Source organism: Blastopirellula marina (assembly GCF_002967715.1).
GTDB classification, from domain to species: Bacteria; Planctomycetota; Planctomycetia; order Pirellulales; family Pirellulaceae; genus Bremerella; species Bremerella marina_B.
Map to the genome: position 1 here is coordinate 394,572 of NZ_PUIA01000037.1, position 22,213 is coordinate 416,784.

17 protein-coding genes are annotated in these 22,213 nt (G+C 55.4%); 13 read left to right on the forward strand and 4 right to left on the reverse strand.

The window, feature by feature from the left end; genetic code table 11:
• Window positions 1-276: 276 nt before the first annotated feature.
• From C5Y96_RS13530 to C5Y96_RS13540, 3 genes are all read left to right on the forward strand, one after another.
• A complete protein-coding gene (locus tag C5Y96_RS13530) occupies window positions 277-3,300 on the forward strand; it encodes a Tex-like N-terminal domain-containing protein (RefSeq protein ID WP_105354151.1) in 3,024 nt (1,007 codons plus the stop codon).
• 170 nt (window positions 3,301-3,470) lie between these two features.
• A complete protein-coding gene (locus C5Y96_RS13535) occupies window positions 3,471-3,953 on the forward strand; it encodes a hypothetical protein (protein WP_105354153.1) in 483 nt (160 codons plus the stop codon).
• Window positions 3,954-4,044: 91 nt separating this feature from the next.
• Window positions 4,045-4,794, forward strand: coding sequence for a hypothetical protein (locus C5Y96_RS13540; protein ID WP_105354155.1), 750 nt, complete (start codon window positions 4,045-4,047; stop codon window positions 4,792-4,794).
• Between the two features lie 10 nt (window positions 4,795-4,804).
• Here C5Y96_RS13540 and C5Y96_RS13545 read toward each other — a convergent pair whose 3' ends face one another.
• Together C5Y96_RS13545 and C5Y96_RS13550 are read right to left on the reverse strand one after the other, a co-directional pair.
• Entirely contained in the window at window positions 4,805-5,185 is a 381-nt protein-coding gene (locus tag C5Y96_RS13545) for a hypothetical protein (RefSeq protein ID WP_105354157.1), read from the reverse strand.
• 93 nt (window positions 5,186-5,278) lie between these two features.
• Entirely contained in the window at window positions 5,279-5,557 is a 279-nt protein-coding gene (locus tag C5Y96_RS13550) for a hypothetical protein (RefSeq protein WP_105354159.1), read from the reverse strand.
• Between the two features lie 367 nt (window positions 5,558-5,924).
• Here C5Y96_RS13550 and C5Y96_RS13555 point away from each other — a divergent pair, with 367 nt between their 5' ends.
• The 3 genes from C5Y96_RS13555 (at window position 5,925) to C5Y96_RS13565 (ending at window position 8,057) form a co-directional block, all read left to right on the forward strand.
• The gene (locus C5Y96_RS13555; RefSeq protein WP_105354162.1) at window positions 5,925-6,413 is read left to right on the forward strand and encodes a chemotaxis protein CheD; all 489 of its coding nucleotides are present in this window, start codon (window positions 5,925-5,927) and stop codon (window positions 6,411-6,413) included.
• A gap of 211 nt (window positions 6,414-6,624) precedes the next feature.
• Entirely contained in the window at window positions 6,625-7,698 is a 1,074-nt protein-coding gene (locus tag C5Y96_RS13560; RefSeq protein ID WP_105354165.1) for a DUF1559 domain-containing protein, read from the forward strand.
• A 2-nt stretch (window positions 7,699-7,700) separates the two neighbouring features.
• Window positions 7,701-8,057 carry a hypothetical protein gene (locus tag C5Y96_RS13565; RefSeq protein ID WP_105354167.1) on the forward strand — a complete coding sequence of 119 codons (357 nt, stop codon included), beginning with the start codon at window positions 7,701-7,703 and terminating at the stop codon, window positions 8,055-8,057.
• On the opposite strand, the gene C5Y96_RS13570 is transcribed toward C5Y96_RS13565, so the two are convergent.
• The gene (locus C5Y96_RS13570) at window positions 8,054-8,833 is read right to left on the reverse strand and encodes a class I SAM-dependent methyltransferase (RefSeq protein ID WP_105354169.1); all 780 of its coding nucleotides are present in this window, start codon (window positions 8,831-8,833) and stop codon (window positions 8,054-8,056) included. The two genes, C5Y96_RS13565 and C5Y96_RS13570, sit on opposite strands and share 4 nt — an antisense overlap.
• Window positions 8,834-9,066: 233 nt before the next feature.
• Entirely contained in the window at window positions 9,067-12,342 is a 3,276-nt protein-coding gene (gene carB, locus C5Y96_RS13575; protein WP_105354171.1) for a carbamoyl-phosphate synthase large subunit, read from the reverse strand.
• Window positions 12,343-12,883: 541 nt separating this feature from the next.
• Between carB and argH the strand changes: the two genes are divergently transcribed.
• The 7 genes from argH to C5Y96_RS13610 all read left to right on the forward strand — a co-directional run bounded on the left by argH (window position 12,884) and on the right by C5Y96_RS13610 (window position 22,112).
• A complete protein-coding gene (gene argH / locus C5Y96_RS13580) occupies window positions 12,884-14,272 on the forward strand; it encodes an argininosuccinate lyase (RefSeq protein ID WP_105354173.1) in 1,389 nt (462 codons plus the stop codon).
• A 77-nt stretch (window positions 14,273-14,349) separates the two neighbouring features.
• On the forward strand, window positions 14,350-16,554 hold the full coding sequence (locus tag C5Y96_RS13585) for a HEAT repeat domain-containing protein (protein WP_105354176.1): 2,205 nt from the start codon (window positions 14,350-14,352) through the stop codon (window positions 16,552-16,554).
• A gap of 106 nt (window positions 16,555-16,660) precedes the next feature.
• A complete protein-coding gene (locus tag C5Y96_RS13590; RefSeq protein WP_233198959.1) occupies window positions 16,661-17,647 on the forward strand; it encodes a sigma-54-dependent transcriptional regulator in 987 nt (328 codons plus the stop codon).
• Entirely contained in the window at window positions 17,644-18,666 is a 1,023-nt protein-coding gene (locus tag C5Y96_RS13595) for an endonuclease/exonuclease/phosphatase family protein (protein ID WP_105354181.1), read from the forward strand. Before C5Y96_RS13590 ends, C5Y96_RS13595 begins: the two co-directional genes overlap by 4 nt.
• Window positions 18,667-18,812: 146 nt before the next feature.
• Entirely contained in the window at window positions 18,813-19,385 is a 573-nt protein-coding gene (locus C5Y96_RS13600) for a DUF2179 domain-containing protein (protein ID WP_105354183.1), read from the forward strand.
• Window positions 19,386-19,519: 134 nt separating this feature from the next.
• Window positions 19,520-20,653 (forward strand): peptidylprolyl isomerase, encoded by a 1,134-nt coding sequence (locus C5Y96_RS27810; protein WP_233198952.1) that lies wholly within the window; start codon window positions 19,520-19,522, stop codon window positions 20,651-20,653.
• Window positions 20,654-21,113: 460 nt separating this feature from the next.
• Window positions 21,114-22,112, forward strand: coding sequence for a LysR family transcriptional regulator (locus C5Y96_RS13610; protein ID WP_105354185.1), 999 nt, complete (start codon window positions 21,114-21,116; stop codon window positions 22,110-22,112).
• Window positions 22,113-22,213: the final 101 nt, after the last annotated feature.

Here is a 22,213-nt window from a genome sequence, read left to right on the forward strand (position 1 = left end):
TTTGAATGCGACTCGAAAATGTCAGGCTGCGTAGTTCCTCAAATTCCCCTGATTTGTGATGCCAAGGCACCACTGCGAGGTGGCAGACCAAGATTCATGCAAAACGTGCGTTAAATATGGGGCCGTATCCCCCCGCTAATCCTTGACAATCGTCATCGCTGCCCCTATGTTGCCGTGCTGGTATCATCGATACTAAGTATCGCTTTAGTCAACCAGCATCTGCGCTTACGTCAAATCTATGACGCGCAAGTTTGCGAAAGCTCCTCAGGCATCCACATGGATACGACGATCGTCACGGACCTTCAAGTTGTCGCCCGTGAAGTTGGTATTCCTCTCGAGAAAGTTCAACGAACTGTCGAACTGCTTGATGACGGGAACACCGTTCCGTTCATTACACGCTACCGAAAAGACGAAACCGGTGGCTTGGATGAAGAGCAGATTCGCGCCATTCAAAGCAGCAACACAAAGCTGCGGCAATTGAATGAGCGCAAACGGACGATTCTCAAGTCGATCCAGTCGCAAGAGAAGCTGACCGAAGAACTTGCCGAGCAGATCAAGAAAGCACAGACACAGAAGCTGCTGGAAGATCTTTATCTTCCCTTCAAGCCAAAGAAGCAAACCCTGGCCACCCAGGCCCGTGAACGTGGGTTAGAGCCGTTGGCCTTGGAAGTGCTCAGCGATGCCGACGAAGCCAAAGACCTGAAGGCTCGCGCCGAAGCATTTGTCGACGCCGAGAAATCATTGGCAGATACCGATGCGGTAATCCAAGGGGTCGGTTGTATCATCGCGGAAGTCTTTTCGGAAAACGCTTTGCTGCGGGGACGCCTTCGCAAACTGTTTTGGAAGACAGGACAGTTGACCAGCACGCGGATCGAGAACGCCGATCAACACGACGGTTCCGATTCCGACGATGACGATCTCGACTCGATCGAAGACGTCTCCACCAGTCACGAAGAAGCGGAGACTACCAGCGACGATTCCTCGGCAGCCGAATCGAATGAGGCCAGCGAAACCAAGCCGGCCACCAAAGCCGATGGGGGCAAAGACAGTGGCAAGAAGCCGACGATCCAAGAGATCCGCCGCGAGAAACGCAAGCGACAAAAAGAGAAGGAACGTGCCAAGAAGGACAAGGCATTCCGAGATTACTACGACCATCACGAGCCGGTCTCGAAGATCCCGCCACACCGAGTGCTGGCCATCAATCGGGGGGATCGGACTCGCTTCCTGAAGGTTCGGATCGAAGTCGACTTCGATAAGATCATCAAGACGGCTGAAGAGGTCGTGATTCCCGAAGGGCATTCACACGCAGAGTATCTCAAGCAGTGTCTGCGCGACAGTCTCAATCGACTGATCATCCCAGGTATCGAACGCGAAATCCGCCGTGAACTGACCGAGAAAGCGGAAACGCACGCGATCGAAGTCTTCGCCTGTAATCTCCGTAAATTGCTGCTGCAGCCTCCTGTGCGCGGCAAACGCGTACTCGCCGTCGACCCAGGCTTCCGCAGCGGATGCAAGTTGGTTGCCATCGACCCGTTCGGTAACGTGATGGGCACGGGCGTGATTCACCTGATCGGCCCCCAGGATCGCGTCGAAAAGAGCCGCAGCCGAATTGTCGAAATGATCAAGCAGTTCGACGCGCAGATTGTTGCGATCGGTAACGGCACCGCTTGTCGCGAAACCGAACAGATCGTTGCCAGTGCCATTGCCGACGAACTGAAAGATCGCGACCTCTGCTACCTGATCGTCAACGAGGCCGGGGCGAGTGTTTACTCGACGAGTGAACTGGGGCGTGAAGAGTTCCCGAAATTCGATGCGACCATCCGCGGCACGATCAGTATTGGTCGCCGTCTGCTGGATCCACTCTCGGAACTGGTGAAGATCAATCCTTCGAACATTGGAGTCGGGCTGTACCAGCACGATGTCAAAGCCAAGCATCTGCGCGACTCGCTGGACGACGTCGTGGAGTCGTGCGTGAACTACGTTGGCGTCGACGTGAATACGGCCAGTCCGGCCCTGTTGAGCTATGTTTCGGGCCTCAATCAGCTGACTGCCCGTCGAATCTATGAGCACCGCCAGGCGAAAGGGCCGTTCCGTTCCCGTGAAGAGATTCGCGAAGTCGCCGGAATCGGGGAAGCGACATTCGTGCAGGCCGCTGGCTTCTTGAAGGTCGTTCCGGCCGAGAATCCACTGGATGCTACCTGGATTCACCCGGAAAGCTACGAGGTAGCCACGAAGCTTCTGGATAAGCTTGGTTGCTCGTTGACTGAAGTTTTGGCGACGGTTCCATCCCCTCCGCCGATAGTCGAAAAGCCGAAGTCGTTCCAGTTGGAAGAAGAGAAGCCGGTGATCGAGCCTGCCGCCGAAGCTGAGGTCGTCGAAGCCGTCGCATCGGTAACGGCCACGACGGAAGCTGAAGGTGAAGCGTCCGTCGAGCCTGCTTCCGCAGAGACCACGCAAACCACGGAAGAGAGTTCGCCGGTTGCGGTGGAGTCCAACGGCGAGGCAGCCGAGGTTTCGGAAACGTCTAGCGAAGAAGTATCTGAAGTGCCTGCCCCGCAGCCAGCACCGGCTGAGATTGCTGCTTCGGACGAGAACCACAAGCAACTGCTCGCCAAGATCGGTTCTGCCGACATCGATAAGCTGGCCGAAGAATTGAGCATTGGTGTCCACTTGGCTCGCGACATCATGGGGGCTCTGTCACGCCCCGGTCGTGACCCTCGTGCGGACTTCCCTCCTCCCCTTTTCCGCCGTGGCGTGCTCAAGTTGGAAGACTTGGAGCCTGGCATGGAAATGATGGGAACTGTGCTGAATGTGGTCGACTTTGGTGCATTCGTCGATATTGGTCTCCACGACAGCGGCATGGTTCATATCAGCCGCTTGGCCGATCGCTACGTCGCCGACCCACACGAAGTCGTTAGCGTCGGGGACGTCATTCGCGTATGGGTCATCGAAATCGATCGCGAACGCCGCCGCGTCTCGCTTACCGCGATTGATCCTTCCATCGAAGTCGAAAAGAAGGAAAAGCCGCAAGGACGCCCAAGTCGCCCCCCCCGTGCCGAACGCCCTCAGCGGGCCAAGGGCAAAGGTGGTGGTCACAAGCCTCAGGCCGGCGGCGGTGGACATGGCAAGGGGAAGCAGGGTGGCAAGCCGCGACACAACGAGCGTCGCGCCGTCAAGCCAAAGCCATCCAAGCCGATTACCGATGCAATGAAGGAAGGCAAGGAACCGCTACGTTCCTTTGGCGATCTCCAGCAGTTTTTCGATATGCAGCGGGAAGATAAGAAGAAGCCAAAGAAGTAGGTTTCGAGCTTTGACGCCTGGCATCCGATGAAACGCCCAGGCATTCCGGTCCCCAAACCCCGAGAATGCCACAGGGCCCCCTGTTCATAACGGTGGTTTTTCCTTTCGCGATCAGGCGTAATAATGGATTGACCGCACTTGCAAGTTCTGCCTAGGGGAAAGACTGACGTATGTCCGACTTTGAAGATCGATTGAAGCGCGCTATCGAGCGCGGTGAGAAACGGAGCGAATCGAAACGACGCGCGGAGGAAGAGGCCGCGATGTCCGATGAGGAATGCCGTGAGCTGCACAGTCGATTGCGTCTCAAGATCTCGGATTACATCGAAAAGTGTTTGCAAAAACTGCCCAACCACTTCCCCGGCTTCCAGTATGAAACGCTCTTTGGTGATCAAGGATGGGGCGGGGCTTGTGTTCGCGACGATCTCGACCTATCCGGACCCAAGCGACGGAATCTCTACAGCCGGATCGAACTGGCGGTCAAGCCGTACTCTTCGGTGCGCGTGCTGGAACTCGTCGGTAAAGGGATGATCCGCAACAAGGAACTGTTCCACCGAACGCACTTTGAAAAGTTGAGCGAGGTTGAAGAGGCAGACTTTCGCGATCTGATCGATTTGTGGGTTGTCGAATACGCCGAGCAGTATTCTGCAACCTAAGAGGGAACAGCGATCCTCTCTGTTTTGCGATCGGATCCCCATTGGGCTAATCTTAAGCAAGCCTTGTCCTGGTTTCTTAAGGAGTCTGTCGATGCAGTGGCTAATGATCTTTGCGGTGGTCTTGGGAGCGGAAACCAGCGACCAAAAGTCCCAGAAGCCTGACCCTGTCAGTGCCTACCACCAACAGAGCATCCGAGGCTGGGACGTCTTCGTGCATAAGACCTTGTTGCGTGACGAGAAAGAAACCGGGGACGCCGCCTTGGAGTTGATCGACTACCAACTCTACGAGATTCAGCGACGCCTGCCTGAGCACGCGGTCGCCGCGCTACAGAAGATTCCGATTTGGCTCGAAAGTGACAATACGGAGGCCAATCCGTGCGCCTGCTACCATGTATCGGCGGACTGGCTGGGCGAAAATGGTTTTCTGCGTGAAAAAGCCAAGGCAGTTGAAGTATCGAGCGCAAAGACATTCCTGCAATGGACGAAGGAGCAGCCATTCATGCTGCTGCACGAACTCTCACACGGCTATCACGATCGAATATTGGGCTACGACGAACCACGCATCATCGAGGCATTCCAACAGGCCAAGAAATCTGGTGGATACAACGAGGTACGTCATATCGATGGTTCGAAGAAGAAGCACTACGCCATGGAGGATGAAAAAGAGTACTTTGCCGAGTTGACGGAAGCTTACTTCGGAACCAACGACTTCTATCCATTTGTTAAAGCCGAACTGCAAACGCACGATCCTGAAGGCTATCGATTGATCGAGACGCTCTGGAACGAAAAGCCAGACACTACAGCGACTGACGATAAGAAGACCGAGGACGCGAAGGAGTAGGCGTCTACGATCACTCAGGCGTCCCTGGCTTTCTCCGGTTGAGGTACCAGCGAACGATGCGCTGTCCTGCTTGTATCAAGAGGGCTCTGAAAACAACCAGAATGCAGCCAAGCACACCGCCGGTCAGCAGCAGTCCCATTTGTCGATGAAAGAGGACCAGCATCAAGGCCCACACGGCCAGCGCGATCGACCACCACCAGGGAAAGTTCTTGACGTACAGTGCTGCTAAAAGAGTCGCTGCGCCCAACATGGTGCCGACCATGACCGGGAAAAGAAATGAGCCCAGCGCCGAAGCCTGATCGATGGCCACTCCCAGAATTGGAATGACCAGCATGAGCACCAACAGCGTCACCCAGCCCCACGCGGCCCAGGAGACCTTTTTATCGGCCATTCGCTCCCCCCGCGCAGAAAATGAGAATGGTAAGATCTCCTCGAGTAACGTAATCACGGGAGGTCTATTCTGAGGCGGTATGGGCCTATTCGATTAGCCAAACTTCATCGTACGTGCTTCACGTACGGCACGTGCAGCGTTGTCTGCGAAGTTGTCGATCTGATTGAGCCCGCGCAATAGCATGGCGTGTCCGTCAATGACGACCTCGTCGATATCGGCATCATCTAGCGTTCGCGCCAACTGCGAAATGCGGCCTGCTTGCTCGCGCAGACGTTCGACCACGTTGCTCATGCGATCGCTATCGTATGGCTCTTTGCGTGGGACTCGTTTGTTGGCGTCCGCTGCCGCCGACTTCGCCTTCTTTTTGGCCATGATTCTTCTTTATGAATGCGTAAAAGGGTGAACAAGCGGAGGTTATCAGAGGCTCAGCAAGTTGTGAAGTATTTAGTACCAATTAATCAAAGCAAAGTCAACTTTCGGTAGAGAAATAGCGTGATATCGCGGAATTTCGAACACGACATTTTGTCGCCTGATATGCGAAACCTGTGGCGAGTGAATAAGCGTTATAGGTGTTTTGATGGGCATAATCGCTTCTTTTGGCGGTTCAGGCTGTGCGAACGTGAAGGGAAACGACGAGAAAACTTCATCTACGGATTCTCGCCGGTCACCGTAAGCTAGATTTATTCGCACCCCAAAACCGTGTGAGGCACCTTGCCAAATCGACAGGGACAATAGCGAAATGGCTACCGTAAATCTCAGCAAAACTTCGATCCGCGTGCCGATGGCCGGGATTGTTGCCTCGTCAGCACCTAATGTGCTGGAAACGTTGCTGGGAAGCTGCGTCGGTATCGCACTTTGGTGTCAGGAGACACGGCATGGAGCCCTGGCTCATGCAATGCTTAGTGAAAGCCTGGGGTGCACGAAGCAGCCTGGTCGCTTTGTTGATACGGCCATTCCTGAGATGCTCGATCAGTTGGCCAAAAGCGGAGCTCGACGTCGAGCCATCGTCGCGAAAGTCTGCGGTGGCTCGAATATGTTCAAAGCTTCGAGTTCCACCCATGAAGTAGGCCGCAAGAACATCGACAAGGCCTGCGAATTACTCAGGCTCCAGAAGATTCCCATATTGGCTCAGCACGTTGGCGGTACAAGTGGCCGAGTCATCTATTTCGATCTCGAAAGTGGCGAGATACAGGTCAAAGTAGGCCTCGAGTTTGTCGCCAAGATCTAGTCGGATCTGTCCTTGCTCCAGACAGATACTCTGCCAAATCGCAACGGCTCTTGCTTTATCACTCAGGTTTTAGGCTGGCCAAAAATTTCTGTTTGACTGTTGACAATCGCCTATTGCTGCGGCTAATGTTTGAGTAATCAAAATTAATAGCGTGTGTGAATAAAAATAAACATTTTTGTTCTGCGTAATCGTCAGGCGAGGACTTGCTGCTATGAATTCGTTTCGTCGTGGATTTACCCTGGTGGAGTTGTTGGTGGTGATTGCCATCATCGGCGTATTGATCGCCTTGCTGTTGCCAGCGGTGCAGCAAGCCCGTGAAGCAGCACGGCGGATGCAATGTACCAACAACCTCAAACAGATTGGTTTGGCCGTTCACAACTATGCGTCGACACACCGTGTGTTTCCGTCGGGGTATGTCAGCTACGCGACGCGAGACGGCAATGGGCCGGCCTGGGCGGCGATCGATTCTGATACTTGGGACGCTGCCCCAGGCTGGGGCTGGGCTGCTCTAATCCTCCCTTTCATGGAACAGCGAACGATTACCGATTCGCTGAATATGGGGCGTTCCATTTGGGATTCAGCGAATCGACCCTTTATCGATACGAAGTTGGAGGCCTACCTTTGCCCCTCATCGAGCGGAGACCATGATCCATTCACCCTACGCGATAGTTCTGGAAACGCCCTTTCACGTTATGGCAGTTCGATCGTCGTTGGCCGATCGCACTACATTGCTAGTCACGGGCAAGAGTCGTGCTGGGGAGATTGTGGATCGTCAGCAAGTGGCCCCGTGTTCACAAATATCTATACCGGAGCCACCAAGACGGTACAGATACATGGGGACGCTTCAAAAGTGGCTGATGGACCTTTCTACCGTAACTCGAAGGTTAGCTTCCGCGATGTGACCGACGGCACGACGAACACGCTCTTCATCAGCGAACATTCCTCGAAGCTGAGCGACAAGACCTGGGTCGGTGTGATTCCCGGTGCCTATACGCACCCGAGGTATTCGACCCCAGAGAATGGTCCCGACGCTGCGGCAACACTCGTCATGATGCATGTAGGGCCATCAGGCGGCGAGCTCGACATCACCGGCGATCCCATCATTCACCCGATGAACTTCCCGACGCTTCACGTGGGGCAGATGTACTCCGAACATCCCAGCGGCGGCAATGTCTTGTTCGGCGATGGTTCTGTCAGTTTGCAGCCGGAGACGATCGACCTGATTCTGGCAGCCGAGTTGGCGAGCATGAACGAAGGGGAAGTGATCAAGTCGAGGGGGTTCTGAACGTGGAAATATCTAAAGGAGCTTTGGCAGGGATCGCCGTTGGCGTTGTTCTAGTCGTCGCGGTACTTGGCTATTGGCTTACACGCCCGACCTTCGGTGAGATCAGTCCAACAGGTTACGACTATGCGATGGCACTGGGCTCGGCATGCAGCAGAAGGGATAGCACGAAGATCGCGAAGATTACCCAGATGATCGACCAGTCGACGCAAGATGGTCAGTTGGAATCCCAGGAAGCAGCCTGGTTAAAAGGGATCGCCCAAAAGGCCCAAGAAGGACATTGGGAAATGGCCTACGCTTCGGTAAGGACGTTAATGCAGGAGCAGACGCAAAAATCGAATCCTCTGCCCGAGCTCGATTAGTGGTTCGGCTTTATCGCTCGTGTCGCCATAAAAGTATCGACATAACGCGAGATCAAGTCGCTTTCATCGAATCGATCTTCAAACAGATCGGCCAGCAAGAATCCAGCTTTCAGTTGTCCGCCGAGCTGATCCTCTAGCGTGTGCCCAAAAGCTAGTGGTTGCGTTTGCACTACTTTTTCCAGCTCTTCCGACGTGAGGTGCGTCAGGTCTGAGTAAGGAATCTTGTGGCGGACAACCAGTTCTCCACGCTCACTCTCGGCAGCTTCATCAAAGATAAATCGCACCGGGTTGCAGATGCCAGCTAGAAGCGTCCCGCCTGTTCGAAGCACCCGAAATGCTTCGCGCCATACGGGCAGAATGTTTTCGGCAAAACAGTTTGAACATGGGTGAAAGATAAGATCGAACGACCCATCCGCAAGCCTGCTGAGATCAGCCATGTCTCCTTGCTCGGTCTTCAGCGTTAGCCCGTCACGCTCGACCACAAATCGGTCCTGCTCCAGCTGCTTCGGCGAGTTGTCAAACACGGTGACGTCCGCACCCGCCGCGGCTAAGATCGGCCCTTGCTGCCCACCGCCTGAAGCAAGACATAAAATCTTCACGCCCGTGAGATCATCAGGAAACCAACTTCGCGGAACCGGCTTGGTCGGCGTGAGAACCAGAGACCACTCCCCTCCCCTGGCCCGGTTGATCTCTTCGCTGGTAACCGGAATTGTCCAACGGTCCTTTTCATCGACCTGGCGATTCCATGCTTCGCGATTGTGATTAAGTATGTCCATCGATGGGGGCCTTGGGGTGAGTGCTATCAAAAGCTGTTGGTGGCGATAATGATCTTTGCTTATGGTTCCAAGACACCAAGTTGCAATAAAAAGTTCTCTTGGCATCCTGAGTACTTGCCATTCATCTGTCAGGCACAAGTATCTGGTTTTTGCAGGTGCTCAAGAAACAAAAAACGCCAGGGAACAGTTTGGCTTCCCTGGCGTTTTGAATTGGTTAACCACAGAAAACGTTCTTACGTCGTTTGGTGAATATTCACCTGCTTGAAGCGGTCCTGTAAGGATTCGACTTCCATCTCTTCCTTCCGTAGGGCTTCCATGGCTTTGGTTGCGGCTTCGGCGGCTTGGATGGTGGTGATGCATGGGATGCCATGTTGGACGGCGGCGGCGCGGATGCGGCCTTCGTCGGTTCGGGCACCCTTGCCGTTGGGCGTATTCATGACCAGTGAAACGGCTCCGTCGATCATCAGGTCCAGCAGGTTGGGGTGACCTTCGGCCAGCTTCTTGATTCGCTGGGCAGGCACGCCTGCTTCTTCCAGTCGGCGGGCCGTGCCGTCGGTGGCCAGAAGCTCGTAACCCATGTCACGCAGACGGGCGGAGATGTCCGCGATCTGATCTTTGTGGCGTTCCGAGACGCTTACGAAGATCTTGCCGTCTTGCGGTTGTGGAAGAACCACGCCGGCAGCCAATTGGCACTTGGCGAAGGCCAGGCTGAACCGTTCGCTGATCCCCATTACTTCGCCGGTTGATCGCATTTCCGGGCCGAGCACGATGTCGACGCCTGCGAACTTGCGGAACGGGAAGACCGATTCCTTGATCGAAACGTGAGCCGGAATCGGTTCGCCGGTGATCCCCAGTTCTGGCAGCGTGCAGCCGGTCATCACCTTAGCGGCAATCTTGGCCACTGGCATGCCGGTGGCCTTGGCCACAAATGGTACCGTGCGGCTGGCACGTGGATTCACTTCCAGCACGTAAACGTTGGTGACACCATCTTCCTGCTTCACGGCGAACTGCACGTTCATCAAACCGACCACCTTCAGGTACTTCGCCATGGCGATGGTCGCTTCGCGGATTTCCTGAACGATCGGGCCTGGCAGGCTGTAAGGAGGAATCACACAGGCCGAGTCACCACTGTGCACGCCAGCTTCTTCGATGTGTTCCATCACGCCAGAGACGATCACGTTCTCGCCGTCGCTGATGCAGTCGACATCGACTTCGGTAGCATCTTCCAGGAACTTGTCGATCAGCACCGGTTGCCCCTGGGCGACCAGGAACGCTTCGGCCACGAACCTCTCGAACTGTTTGTCGTCGTAGCAGATTTCCATCGCACGGCCGCCTAGCACGAAGCTCGGACGAACCAGGGCCGGATAGCCAACCTTGGCTGCTTCGGCTCGGGCTTCGCTCATGTTGCGGGCGATCGCATTGGGTGGCTGCTTCAGGTTCAAGCGGTTGAGCAACTGCTGGAACTGTTCGCGGTCTTCAGCAGCATCGATCGTGTCGACGCTCGTCCCGATGATCGGTACGCCTGCGTTGGCCAGGCCGCGGGCCAGGTTCAGTGGCGTCTGGCCGCCGAACTGGACGATTACGCCGTCCGGTTGAACGACGTCGCAGATGTTCAGCACGTCTTCGGTTGTCAGAGGTTCGAAGAACAGCAGGTCAGATGTGTCGTAGTCGGTACTGACCGTCTCGGGGTTGCTGTTGACCATCACCGATTCGATGCCCAGCTCCTTGAGCGCGAACGAAGCGTGGCAGCAGCAGTAGTCGAACTCGATCCCTTGCCCGATTCGGTTGGGGCCGCCACCCAAAATCATGATCCGTCGCTGATCCGGATTCTTGGCGGGGACTTCGTTTTCGATTTCGTAGGTCGAGTAGTAGTACGGCGTGTACGCCTCGAATTCAGCAGCACACGTATCGACCGACTTGTAGATCGCCGTGATGCCACGCTTCTTGCGTTCGCTACGGACTTCCATCTCGCTGCTCTTGAGCAGGGTCGCCAGTTGGCGATCGGAGAAGCCCCAGCGTTTGGCTTGCAGCAGTTTCTCATTCGAGATTTCACTGATCGAGCCAATCTCGGCGAGTTCGTTTTCGTACTCGACAAGCTGCATCAGTTGATCGCCAAACCATGGGTCGATGCCGGTGATTTCGTTCAACTGGGCGACTGTCATGCCTGACTTCAGCGCGTAGCGGATGTACCAGGGACGATCGGCGTTGGGCTTCGAGAGCTTCGCGCGGATTTCGTCATCGGTGGGCTGCTCGTCGGTGCCCCATAAGTCTTTGCCGTCGCAGCCGAAGCCGAAGCGGCCCACTTCCAGGCCACGCAGGGCCTTCTGGAACGATTCCTTGAACGTACGGCCGATGGCCATCGTTTCGCCGACGCTTTTCATCTGGGTAGTCAGCGTGCTGTCGGCTTCCGGGAACTTCTCGAAGGCGAAACGAGGAATTTTGGTCACGACATAGTCGATCGATGGCTCGAAACAGGCCAGCGTCTCGCGCGTGATGTCGTTGGGCAGTTCGTGCAGGCGATAGCCGACGGCCAGCTTGGCGGCGATTTTCGCGATGGGGAAGCCGGTCGCCTTCGAGGCCAACGCCGAGCTGCGGCTCACGCGTGGGTTCATCTCGATGACGATCATGCGGTCCGAGGTCGGATCGCAGGCAAACTGAATGTTCGAGCCACCCGTTTCGACACCGATCTCGCGAATCACAGCCAGCGAGGCGTCACGCATGCGCTGGTATTCTTTGTCGGTCAGCGTTTGGGCTGGGGCAACGGTGATGCTGTCGCCGGTATGCACGCCCATCGGGTCGAAGTTTTCGATGGAGCAGATGATCACGACGTTGTCGTCGCGATCACGCATCACTTCCATCTCATATTCTTTCCAGCCGATGATAGATTCCTCGATCAGCACTTCCGTGACCGGCGATTGATCGAGACCGTTACGAACCAACTGGTCGAATTCTTCTCGGTTGTAGGCGATGCTGGAGCCGGAACCCCCCATGGTGAAGCTGGGGCGAACGACCGCCGGCAAGCCAACTTGTTCGAGCACTGCCCGGGCTTCGGCTACCGTGTGGACCGTCGCCCCTTTGCAGACTTCCAGGCCAATCTTATCCATGGCCTGCTTGAATTGTTCGCGTTCTTCGGCCTTGGCGATAACGTCGGCCCGAGCACCGATCATTTCCACGCCGTACTTTTCCAGGATCCCGTGCTTGTCGAGATCCATGGCCAGGTTCAGCCCCGTTTGTCCACCCAGCGTGGGGAGCAAAGCACATGGGCGTTCTTTGGCGATGATCTTTTCCAGAATGTCGACGGTCAGCGGCTCGATATAAGTCGAATCGGCCGTGTCCGGGTCGGTCATGATGGTGGCCGGGTTGGAGTTCACCAACACCACCTCGTAACCTTCTTCACGTAACGCTTTGCAGGCCTGAGTGCCGGAATAGTCGAACTCACAGGCCTGGCCGATCACAATAGGACCGGAACCAATGATCAAGATCTTTTTGATATCGTCGCGTCGCGGCACTGGGGGCTCTCGTACTGGGCTGAAGTGAGGGCGGTGACAGGCGCGCAGTAGCCCCTGTCTTCATGAACTTGAAGTGCAAAATCCCACCAATTTAACCGCACGATCGACGCGATAACAAGGGGCGCGAATGGGGCATTACAAAATGAATTTCCGAACCATTCGTCATCGCTTCCACTAAGTCATGGTTACTGATAGCCCCGTAGCCGAACCAACTGATTACATAATGGGGATTTAGGCCAATTTGGTGAACGGTCTCTGCTGCTTCCCAGCAATTTAGGAAAGTGGTGCGTGATGCATGGGCATTGGTGTGGCTAAATAGATTGCGGTAAATAGCAGGATGCTCAAGAAGCATCCGAATTCCCCGCGATTGCGCGCATCATTCCGGCTGTATCGATCCATGGATGCGATTTCGTTTCTGGCGATGCTTAATAACTGCGCAGCCCCTGGTCTGGCGCGTTGACAGTCGTTACCGATCCACTTAGCATTTAAGTGGTTTACGTTTCTCCCTACACGCCAACTCTTGCATATTTCTGAGGCAACCTTGTCCCGGAACAGCCCCTCTCAAAGTGGAGTGTTTCACTCCGCGGTCGACGCTCGGGTCGAAAAATTCACCGAAAGCATTAGCTTCGACCACCGATTGTACGCCCAGGACATTCGTGGTTCGATCGCCCATGCCGAGATGCTGGCCGATGTGGGTGTGCTGACTAGTGATGAGGCAGCCCAAATCACCACGGCGCTTGCACTTATCAAGGGGGAGATCGACAACGGCGACTTCCAGTTTGACGAGAAACTGGAAGACGTTCATATGAACATCGAAAGCGCACTGGTCGAGCGTCTGGGGGATGTGGGCCGGAAATTACATACCGGGCGAAGCCGAAATGATCAGGTTTCGACCGACGCGCGGCTTTGGATCCGCGATTCCATCGACGAAACCGATCGACTGCTGAAGCAGTTGCAAATCGCGTTCGTTGGACGCTGCGATGCCGACATCGACGTCATTATGCCGGCCTACACCCATATGCAGCGGGCACAGCCGGTGCTGGCCCCACACTATTGGTTGGCTTACACCGAGAAGTTCCAGCGTGATCGAGAGCGTCTGGCCGATTGTCGCCGCCGCGTGAACGTATGCAGCCTGGGGACAGCTGCTTTGGCAGGGACCACCATACCCATCGATCGCGAAAATGTAGCGAAGCGGTTGGGATTCGAGGCCGTAGCCGCCAACAGCATCGACGTTTCCAGCGATCGAGACTTCCTGGTCGAGTACGCGTTCGTCCTGACCATGATCGCCGAACACCTCAGTGTTTGGGCCGACGAATGGGTGCTTTGGTCGAGCGTGGAATTCAAATTCATCCAGGTTCCCCAGCAATTCTGCACCGGCAGTTCGATCATGCCGCAGAAGATTAATCCGGATGTTTGCGAACTGATACGCGGCAAAACGGCTCGTGTGATAGGGAACCTGCAATCGCTGCTGGTCCTCATTAAAGGGCTGCCGCTGGCCTACAACCGAGACTTGCAAGAGGACAAAGAGCGGCTGTTCGATTCGGTCGACACCGTTCACCGGTCGCTGGATTTGACCGCTTCGATTGTCGAGGGCGCGACCCTGAATATCGAGTCGATCAACTTGCGGCTGGAAGATGGCTTCCTAGATGCGACCACGCTGATGGAATATCTGATCGGCAAGGGAACTCCCCAGCGGACGGCCCATCATCAAATTGGCAGCCTGGTTGGTAAGGCCATGGAAAAGAGGTGTCGTCTGGCCGAATTGCCGCTCGAGGATTTTACGGCGGTTAACGATTCGTTGGATAAATCCGTTTATGACATCCTGGGAGTGGAGCGAGCGGTCTCTGCATTCCGAAGTTATGGCTCAACCTCGCCCGAGATGGTGAAAAAGCAAGTGGTTCGCTGGAAGGAGCAATTAGAATTGAGCTGACCCTCCAGGATTTTTTCCTTGCCAAGGAATGGGCATTTTCGTTCGAAATGCCATCCCACTAACCTTGCGAAAATCAGATGCAACGATTCCTTAAGATTGCTTTTACGATCGCTCTCCTTGTTAGCCTGGTCATCGCGAATGATGCCCTGGCTCAGCAACCGGAACAGCCCGCGCCGGTCGCACCTGTGGATACGGCCGCGATTCAAGCACTCAAAGAATCGAATCCAACTACGGCCGAGCAGCTAATTAATGCGGCAATTGTTTCCGCCGATCTTGGTCGCGGCGATTTGGGTAAAGCTTATTTGGCGAAGCTGATCGAAAACGATCCTGCCGTCGACGAAGTCCTGGCCGCTCAGCAGAAGCTGGGTTCCGGTCGTATCTTCCGCTTGCAATCGATCGACGCTCTGCAGCCGGAAGGGGCCAGAGCAGCTACCCTGCTGCTGACGAAACTCGATGCGTATTACAAGGATCCAGCACGACTTAGCCAGCTTGTCGATCAATTGATTGATAAGGACGAAGTCGCTCGCAATCAAGCCGCCAAACAACTGAAGAACGCTGGTGCGGAAGCCGCTAATCCCCTGTTTGTCGCACTTGCCGACCCAAGCCGAGAGGCCGTCCGGCCTGCCGCCAAGCGAATGCTTGTGCAAATGGATCAGGCCATCCATGGTCCACTTCTGGCTGCCCTGGATAGTTCCGATCCATTGCTTGTGGCGGAATTGGTCGACGTTGCCAAGCAACTCGATTTAGACCGGGCCGCACAGTTCCTGGTAGGCCCCTATGTCCTGACCGATGACGATCAACTTCGCTCGGCCATTGGCGAATATCTGGACGCAACCGTCAAATCGCGACCAACCGCAGACGACGTCAAAGCTTACCTGGCCAAGCGGGTAAAGATGTATCTGGGGGAAGGTCCAATGTTCCCGGTCAATGAAGACGGCCTGGTCGAGCTGTGGACATGGGATGCGGCGAAGAAACAAGTCGTCATGACGCCTGTTCCGCCAGCGGATGCTGAAGTGGTCACCGCTGGGCAGTTGCTTCGGGATCTCTATGCTTTGGACGAAACCAATGCTGAAGTCCAGGTCCAGGCCGCATTAGCCGCCATGCAACGCATGGGTGTCTTGGGCGAGTCGGATGTTGAACTGAAGAAACTGGTCGACAAGCATGGAGTCGAACTTCTGCAATCGGCCCTGACCAAGGGCCTGGAAGATCGCAAATTCGCTCAGGGTGCGGTGGTTGCCTGCGAGCAAATCGGCGCGACCAAGAACGCGGATCTCTTGATTGCCGTCGAAGGAAAGCTCAGCCCATTGGCTTTGGCGCTTCAGTCGCCGGTCTATCGGGTCCGTCGGGCAGCGGCAAAGGGCATTTTGACTATCGACCCGAAGGCTCCCTACGCAGGCTCGGCCGAATTGCTGGATACGCTGGACTTCATGGCTTCGGCTCAAGGTAAGCGGAATATCTTGCTGGGCGAACTCCATCAACAGAACGCCCAACGCATGGCAGGCCTTTTGTCAGAGCTTCAGCTCGAGCCGCTAGTTACGCCAGGTGGCCGCGAGTTTTTCAAGCAAGCCCATTCCTCTCCGGACGTCGAAGCGATCTTCATCAGCAAACCGCTGGCATTGCCGGCCATGATGGAGACAGTTCAGATACTTCGAAAGGATCGCCGTACGGCTGAGGTACCGATCGGAATTATCGCGCCGATTGGTGAAGTGGTTCATTATCAACTGCGAACCAAGGACGATCCTCTCACGATTGTGATGATTCGCCCGAACGATGTCGAAGGGTTTATCTTTCAACTAAAGCAGTTGTACCTTGCCCAGGGGCGTCTATTGGTCCCGGCGGACGAGCGTGAAGCCGATGCGGAATTCGCGTTTGCCCAGATCAGCCGTATGCTCGATACCCCAGACGACTATGACTTCTACGACTTCCTGAAAGTGGAAGAGATTGCGGTTCGCCGATTGGCAGACCAAAACGTTGCCGCCGACGTGGCGAGCTTGCTTGGCAAGCTTGGTACGCCGATCGCTCAGACGGCTTTGATCGACTATGCGAGCGATCCTTTCTACCCAATTAACCTGCGTCAGGCATGTGCTGATGCATTGAAGTCCGCGATTGAACGCCGCGGTATACTCCTCACCAAAGATCAGATTGTGGCTCAGTACGACCGCTATAACGCCTCGGAGGAATTGGACCCCGAGACTCAGGCCGTGCTTGGCAAGATTCTGGACATCCTCGAGGCGCCGACCCAAGACGTTCGTTTCGACCAACCGGCCAAGATCGGCCCGTAGGTTAGCAATGGGACTGTATTCCGAAACGACTTCCAACTACACACAAGATTACGCACCCCTAGGGTACGAACCCCCTATCCCTGGCCTGATCGGATCCAGCAAGGCCATGGCGGATGTCTACCGCCTGACGCGCAAAGTTGCCCAAACGAACGCGTCTGTACTTCTGTTAGGTGAAACAGGTACCGGTAAGGAAATGATTGCCTCATCGGTGCACCGCCTCAGCCAGCGTGCTTCCGGCCCCTTCGTGAAGGTCAACTGTGGTGCGTTGAGTGAAAGTCTGCTCGAAAGCGAACTGTTTGGTCACGTCCGTGGAGCGTTCACCGGGGCCATTGGTAACCGCACCGGGCGATTTGAAGCAGCTCACGGCGGGAGTATTTTTCTCGATGAAATCAACTCCACGACGCTGCACTTGCAGGTGAAACTTTTGCGCGTGCTGCAAGAACGCGAATTCGAACGCGTGGGTGACACGGCTACCATTCGCGTTGACACTCGCGTCATTGCCGCGAGTAACCGCCATTTGTTGGAAGAAGTCGGCGAAGGCAAGTTCCGCGAAGACTTGTACTGGCGACTCAATGTCGTGCCGATCCGTATTCCCCCGCTCCGAGAACGTCGCGAGGATATCCCCGAACTGGTCGCTCACTTCTTGAACGTCTACAGCGAAGTCAATGATCGGCATGTGGTTCACATCCAACGCGAAGCGATGGAAGCATTGCAGGACCACAACTGGCCAGGAAACGTTCGTGAACTGCAGAACTACGTCGAGCGAGCCGTGGTTTTAGCGGAAGGGGACGAACTGGCGATCGATCTGCTGCCGCCCGAAATTCGCAGTGGCGACAATCGCTCGGCCATGAGCCTCGGCCGTGGCGTAGCCGACTTCGATACGCTGGCCTTCGAAGTTGTGCAGCAAGGCCTGCAAGATGCCGATCCCGAAGCAGAGGATCTGCACTCGCGCGTGGTCAATCGCGTCGAGAAAGAACTGATCGTCCAGGTCATGTCTTCGTGTGCCAACGTACAAACTAAAGCGGCCACGCGATTGGGCATCAATCGCAATACGCTGCATAAGAAACTGAAAGAGTACGAGATCGAGTCGTGATCGCCAGTGAATCGAACGATTCGCAACCTGGGCGGTTATGGAAGCAATTTCTGGTTGCTCGTTTCTGGCGTTACTCTTGCTTGCTGATCGTCCTGCTTGCTGTGGCAACTCTGCTAACGGGATTTGCTCGCATCTACTGGGTGTGGGATCTTCTGGCCAACCTGCGGGTTCAGCAGGTTCTTGTGGCCGTCGTTTTGATGGCCATCTGCGCGATCTATCGTCGGTGGGTCTGGCTAACCATTCCTTTGGCATGTTTCCTGGTGCATGCACCGTGGTTTCTGCCAGGACTGGAGCGCGTCGGCGGATCGCCTGATGTGCGGCAAGTGATAAGCGTTACCGTCTGCAATGTGCTGACGAGCAATCGAAACTTCGATGCCGCGATGAAGGATATCCTCAGCGCTGAACCGGATGTTCTTGTGGTATTGGAAATCGATTCCGCGTGGGCGGCAGAAATCGAAGCCGCCACAAACGCGGACTACGCGTACAGGGTCGTTCACCCCGACGACTACGGAAACTTTGGCATCGGGCTCTATTCCCGCTATCCGATCCAGCACTCGCAGAGCTTTCGATTGAATGAAGGGATCGATTCCATTGAAGCTGTCGTCGACGTGAAAGGGGCACCGTACCGCATCATCGGTACGCATCCCTTGCCCCCCACGGGCAATCGCAACTTCCGATCGAGAAACGAGCACCTGCGCATGTTGGCAGACCGAGTGCAGCATCCCCAGCCGGACTATCAAGGGTTACCGACGATCGTCATGGGGGATTTTAATTTGACCCCCTGGTCACCCTTCTTTCGCGATTTCGAGCGGGCCAGCGGACTTCGTAGGGCGGAGCATTTCGCCAACGTGACACCGACTTGGTATGTGCAGCCGATCTTTCCGCTGGGGCTTTCGCTCGATCACATCTTCATCAGCGATGATCTGACGTACTGGGGACGAGAGGTCGGCGGACCGATTGGCTCAGACCACCGGAGAGTGTCGGCCACGGTTAGTCGTCAGGGAAGCTTCGCCGACTAGTCTCACCCCTTAAGCAGCGAACCCTCGCTACGGGTGGCCGTCTTCCTGGGGCATGTCCTGCTTTCTGCTATCCCCCGACCGCCAGGCCGGAGATAGAATATGACGCTTCAATTTTGGTTCCTCTCTACCTTTCGAGCAGTCGTCAAATGGAATGGCTTTCGGAACTTTCTCCTTGGGTCTTGGCGCTGGTGATCTTTCTGGTCCGAATGATCGACGTGTCCATTGGTACCTTGCGCACGATTTGTGTCGTTCAAGGGCGGATGGGACTGTCGGTTGTGTTAGGTTTCTTTGAAGTTCTGATATGGATAGCGGCTTTGTCGCAGGTCATCATGGGGGTCTCGGAAAGCCCGATTTTGATGGTCGCCTACGCTGGCGGGTTTGCTTTGGGGAATGCCGTTGGAATTGGGCTCGAGCGACGCTTGGCTTTGGGATCGGTGGTGGTGCGTATCATTGCCCAGGAAGACGATGCCGAAATTGTGCGAACCCTCAGAGCCAGCGGCTACCGTGCGACCACCTTCGAAGGCGAAGGGGTGGAAGGCCCGGTCGACCTGATCTACGTGCGCTGCGACCGCCGTGAGGTCTCTAAACTGCTCAAGGCCGTGAAGTTTCTGAAGCCGAATGTGTTCTACACGGTCGAGCCGGTCCAGGAGCAGAGCGAGCGATTCGCCGAGGCATTGCCGCACGCGACCGGTTGGCGTGCGGTCTTCAAGATGAAGTGAATTCCGGGCTGATACTGGGGTAATCTGGCTTACCGCTGCTTGACCCCTGGGCGGCCGTACTAAAGAATCGGGAGATTGAGTTCGCCCCCCAGATGCGCCCGTGATGGGCTTGCAGTGAAATAGGAGTTCGTTGAATGCCTGCCCGAACGTTATGGTTAGCCCTTTTGTTGGTCTCTTTAGTGCCTGTGACCCTTCTCGCCCAAGCTCCGGAAGGCGCGGCCCCGGAAGCCGAAGCAGCACCTTCTGCCGGTCCCCAGGACGATTTCGACCAGATGATGGGGCAGTGGAAGGAGATCATCACCGAGCTTCGTAGCATTCAGCAGGCCTATCGACTGGCACCTGAGAAGGACTTGCCGAAGCTTCGCAAAAAGTACAGCGAAGTCCTCGCCAAAGGCATGGCCTTGCTCCCCAAGATCGAAGAAGCAGCGATCAAGCGCCTGGCTGCTTCGCCTGATGATCAGGATGCCAAGCTCTTTCTAGCCAAGGTTTTGGCCGATGCACTCGAAAAAGATGACTACCCGCGAGGCTATCGTCTGGTTCACCTGCTTCTAGACAACGGGTTCGACGAAAACGAACTGCTGGCCAACCAGGTTGTGGCGGCGTTCGGAACCGATCATTTCGCAGAAGCGGAAACGGCATTCAAGAAGCTGCAGGAAAAGATGCTGCCGATCGATGATCGCGTCGGTCAGAACGGCGTTATGGCCACCGAGCTCAAGGAAAAGTGGGCTCGTGAAGAAGAACTGCGAAAGAAGGACGCCGAAGCGAATGACCTTCCCCGCGTGAAGATGTCGACCACCCAGGGAGATATGGTGATCGAGCTCTACGAAAACGAAGCTCCAGATACGGTTGGGAACTTTGTGAGCCTGGTCGAGAAGAAGTTCTACGATGGCCTTCCTTTTCACCGGGTTCTACCTCACTTCATGGCCCAAGGGGGTGATCCTCAGGGAGATGGAAGTGGTGGGCCAGGCTACAACATCTTCTGCGAGTGCTACCGAGAGGATGCCCGAGATCATTTTGCCGGTACGCTTAGCATGGCCCACGCCGGTAAGAACACCGGTGGATCGCAATTCTTCCTGACGTTTCAGGCAACGCCTCATCTCGATGGCAAGCACACCGTGTTCGGTCGAGTGATCGAAGGGAAGGACGTGCTCTCCAAGATCACCCGTCGCGAGCCTGGCGGCCTTTCGGCACCAGAAGCCGACCGAATCTTGAAGGCCGAAGTGATCCGCAAACGCGATCACGAATACTTGCCGAACAAGACTCCGTAAAAACACAATTTGCGCGAAGTCGTACAGTTGGGTTGATTGCGCAATTTGCTATATTTACTAGCAAGTTTTACTGACAAACAGGAGTGTCCCTAGCGATTAGCATGAGTGCTGGGGGCCCTAAGTTCAGTCTCGGTAATGCAAGGCACGTCTTAGTACGTGCTTTTTTCATGCGCCCGTATTTGCTAGCACTTCTCAAGGCGGCAAACCTTAACGGAAAACAACGCGCAGCTATTCCCCGAAGAAGGCGTTTAACGGGCCGCTTATTGTGTGACTAATTTCTGTCCACATCACAACTTACGTGAATTGCTACTTTTCACCCTTGGCAAACTTAGGGAATTTAAACCTCGACATGCTTGACGATGGGGGCTGGGGTCAATAACCTTACATTTCGGATTTTAATCTTGGATTTCACCAGTATCTAAATTCCGCATAGTTCCCCCTTCACTTCCCAAAGACGTTTATGCACGTAAAGTCCCTCAAGGTGTTCTGCGACGTTGTTGGTCAGCGCAGCTTCTCAAGAGCTGCGGATGAGAACGGCATTTCGCAGTCTGGCGCTAGCCAGGTCGTGCACCAGTTAGAGGAACGTCTGGGGGTGAAGCTGATCGATCGCTCAAAACGCCCCTTGGTGCCCACCGCTGAAGGTGAGCTGTACTACCAAGGCTGCCGTCAACTCGTCCAGCGATACTATGCCTTGGAAGAGGATGTCCGCACGTTCCATAAGGAACTTGCCGGTCAGGTAACCATCGCTTCGATCTACTCGGTTGGTCTCAGCCACATGAATGCCTGCGTGCAGGAATTCCTGGGCAAGCATCCCAAAGCGAACGTTCGTCTCCAGTACCACCATCCCGACACGGTGGTGCAGTTGGTCGAGACCGACCAGGTCGACTTTGGACTGGTTAGCTATCCCAAGGCATCCAAGAGCATCAAAGTCGATATGTGGCGTGCCGAGCCGATGTTCCTCGTCTGTGCCCCAGGCTGCGAACTAGCCGAGCGCGAAACGATCTGGCTGGACGAACTCGATGGTCGCCGCATGGTGGGCTTCGACACCCGATTGCAGATTCGCCGCGAAATTGATTTCGTGCTCTCTTCTGCCGGGGCTGATGTTCAAGTTGTCATGGAATTTGACAACATCGAGACAATCAAGCGGGCCATCGAAATCGATGCCGGTTTTGGCTTGTTGCCGATCGACACGGTAACACGCGAGTTGGAAACCGGCTCGCTCGTGGCAGTGCCTATCGAAGGAGCCCCCCTGTCCCGGCCGCTGGGTATTGTGACTCGGCAAGGGAAAGAGTTGGGGAAGACGGCTCGCCGTTTCATTCAGCTACTGCACGAAAAAGCAGATAACTCGGATGCCCATGGTTCCGAGTTGGAAGACAAACCGGTTGCGGCCAGCTTCGCCGATGGAGAGGCTGCTGATGCCAATAGTGATCTTGAAAACGGAGTTTCGGCACGCACTTAAAACGTTCCCCGCACGAAGACAAAGTCTCCCCGGGGAATCAGCCTGCGGAGATCTTGTCTACCGACTAGATCCGACACCCCAATGAAGACATCCGGGCGCGC

Excerpts from the sequence above, each read along its gene's own strand:
- C5Y96_RS13530 (WP_105354151.1), top strand. The coding sequence starts at position 277 with ATGGATACGACGATCGTCACGGACCTTCAAGTTGTCGCCCGTGAAGTT.
- C5Y96_RS13535 (WP_105354153.1), top strand. The coding sequence starts at position 3,471 with ATGTCCGACTTTGAAGATCGATTGAAGCGCGCTATCGAGCGCGGTGAG.
- C5Y96_RS13540 (WP_105354155.1), top strand. The coding sequence starts at position 4,045 with ATGCAGTGGCTAATGATCTTTGCGGTGGTCTTGGGAGCGGAAACCAGC.
- C5Y96_RS13545 (WP_105354157.1), bottom strand. The coding sequence starts at position 5,185 with ATGGCCGATAAAAAGGTCTCCTGGGCCGCGTGGGGCTGGGTGACGCTG.
- C5Y96_RS13550 (WP_105354159.1), bottom strand. The coding sequence starts at position 5,557 with ATGGCCAAAAAGAAGGCGAAGTCGGCGGCAGCGGACGCCAACAAACGA.
- C5Y96_RS13555 (WP_105354162.1), top strand. The coding sequence starts at position 5,925 with ATGGCTACCGTAAATCTCAGCAAAACTTCGATCCGCGTGCCGATGGCC.
- C5Y96_RS13560 (WP_105354165.1), top strand. The coding sequence starts at position 6,625 with ATGAATTCGTTTCGTCGTGGATTTACCCTGGTGGAGTTGTTGGTGGTG.
- C5Y96_RS13570 (WP_105354169.1), bottom strand. The coding sequence starts at position 8,833 with ATGGACATACTTAATCACAATCGCGAAGCATGGAATCGCCAGGTCGAT.
- C5Y96_RS13585 (WP_105354176.1), top strand. The coding sequence starts at position 14,350 with ATGCAACGATTCCTTAAGATTGCTTTTACGATCGCTCTCCTTGTTAGC.
- C5Y96_RS13590 (WP_233198959.1), top strand. The coding sequence starts at position 16,661 with ATGGCGGATGTCTACCGCCTGACGCGCAAAGTTGCCCAAACGAACGCG.
- C5Y96_RS13600 (WP_105354183.1), top strand. The coding sequence starts at position 18,813 with ATGGAATGGCTTTCGGAACTTTCTCCTTGGGTCTTGGCGCTGGTGATC.
- C5Y96_RS27810 (WP_233198952.1), top strand. The coding sequence starts at position 19,520 with ATGCCTGCCCGAACGTTATGGTTAGCCCTTTTGTTGGTCTCTTTAGTG.
- C5Y96_RS13610 (WP_105354185.1), top strand. The coding sequence starts at position 21,114 with ATGCACGTAAAGTCCCTCAAGGTGTTCTGCGACGTTGTTGGTCAGCGC.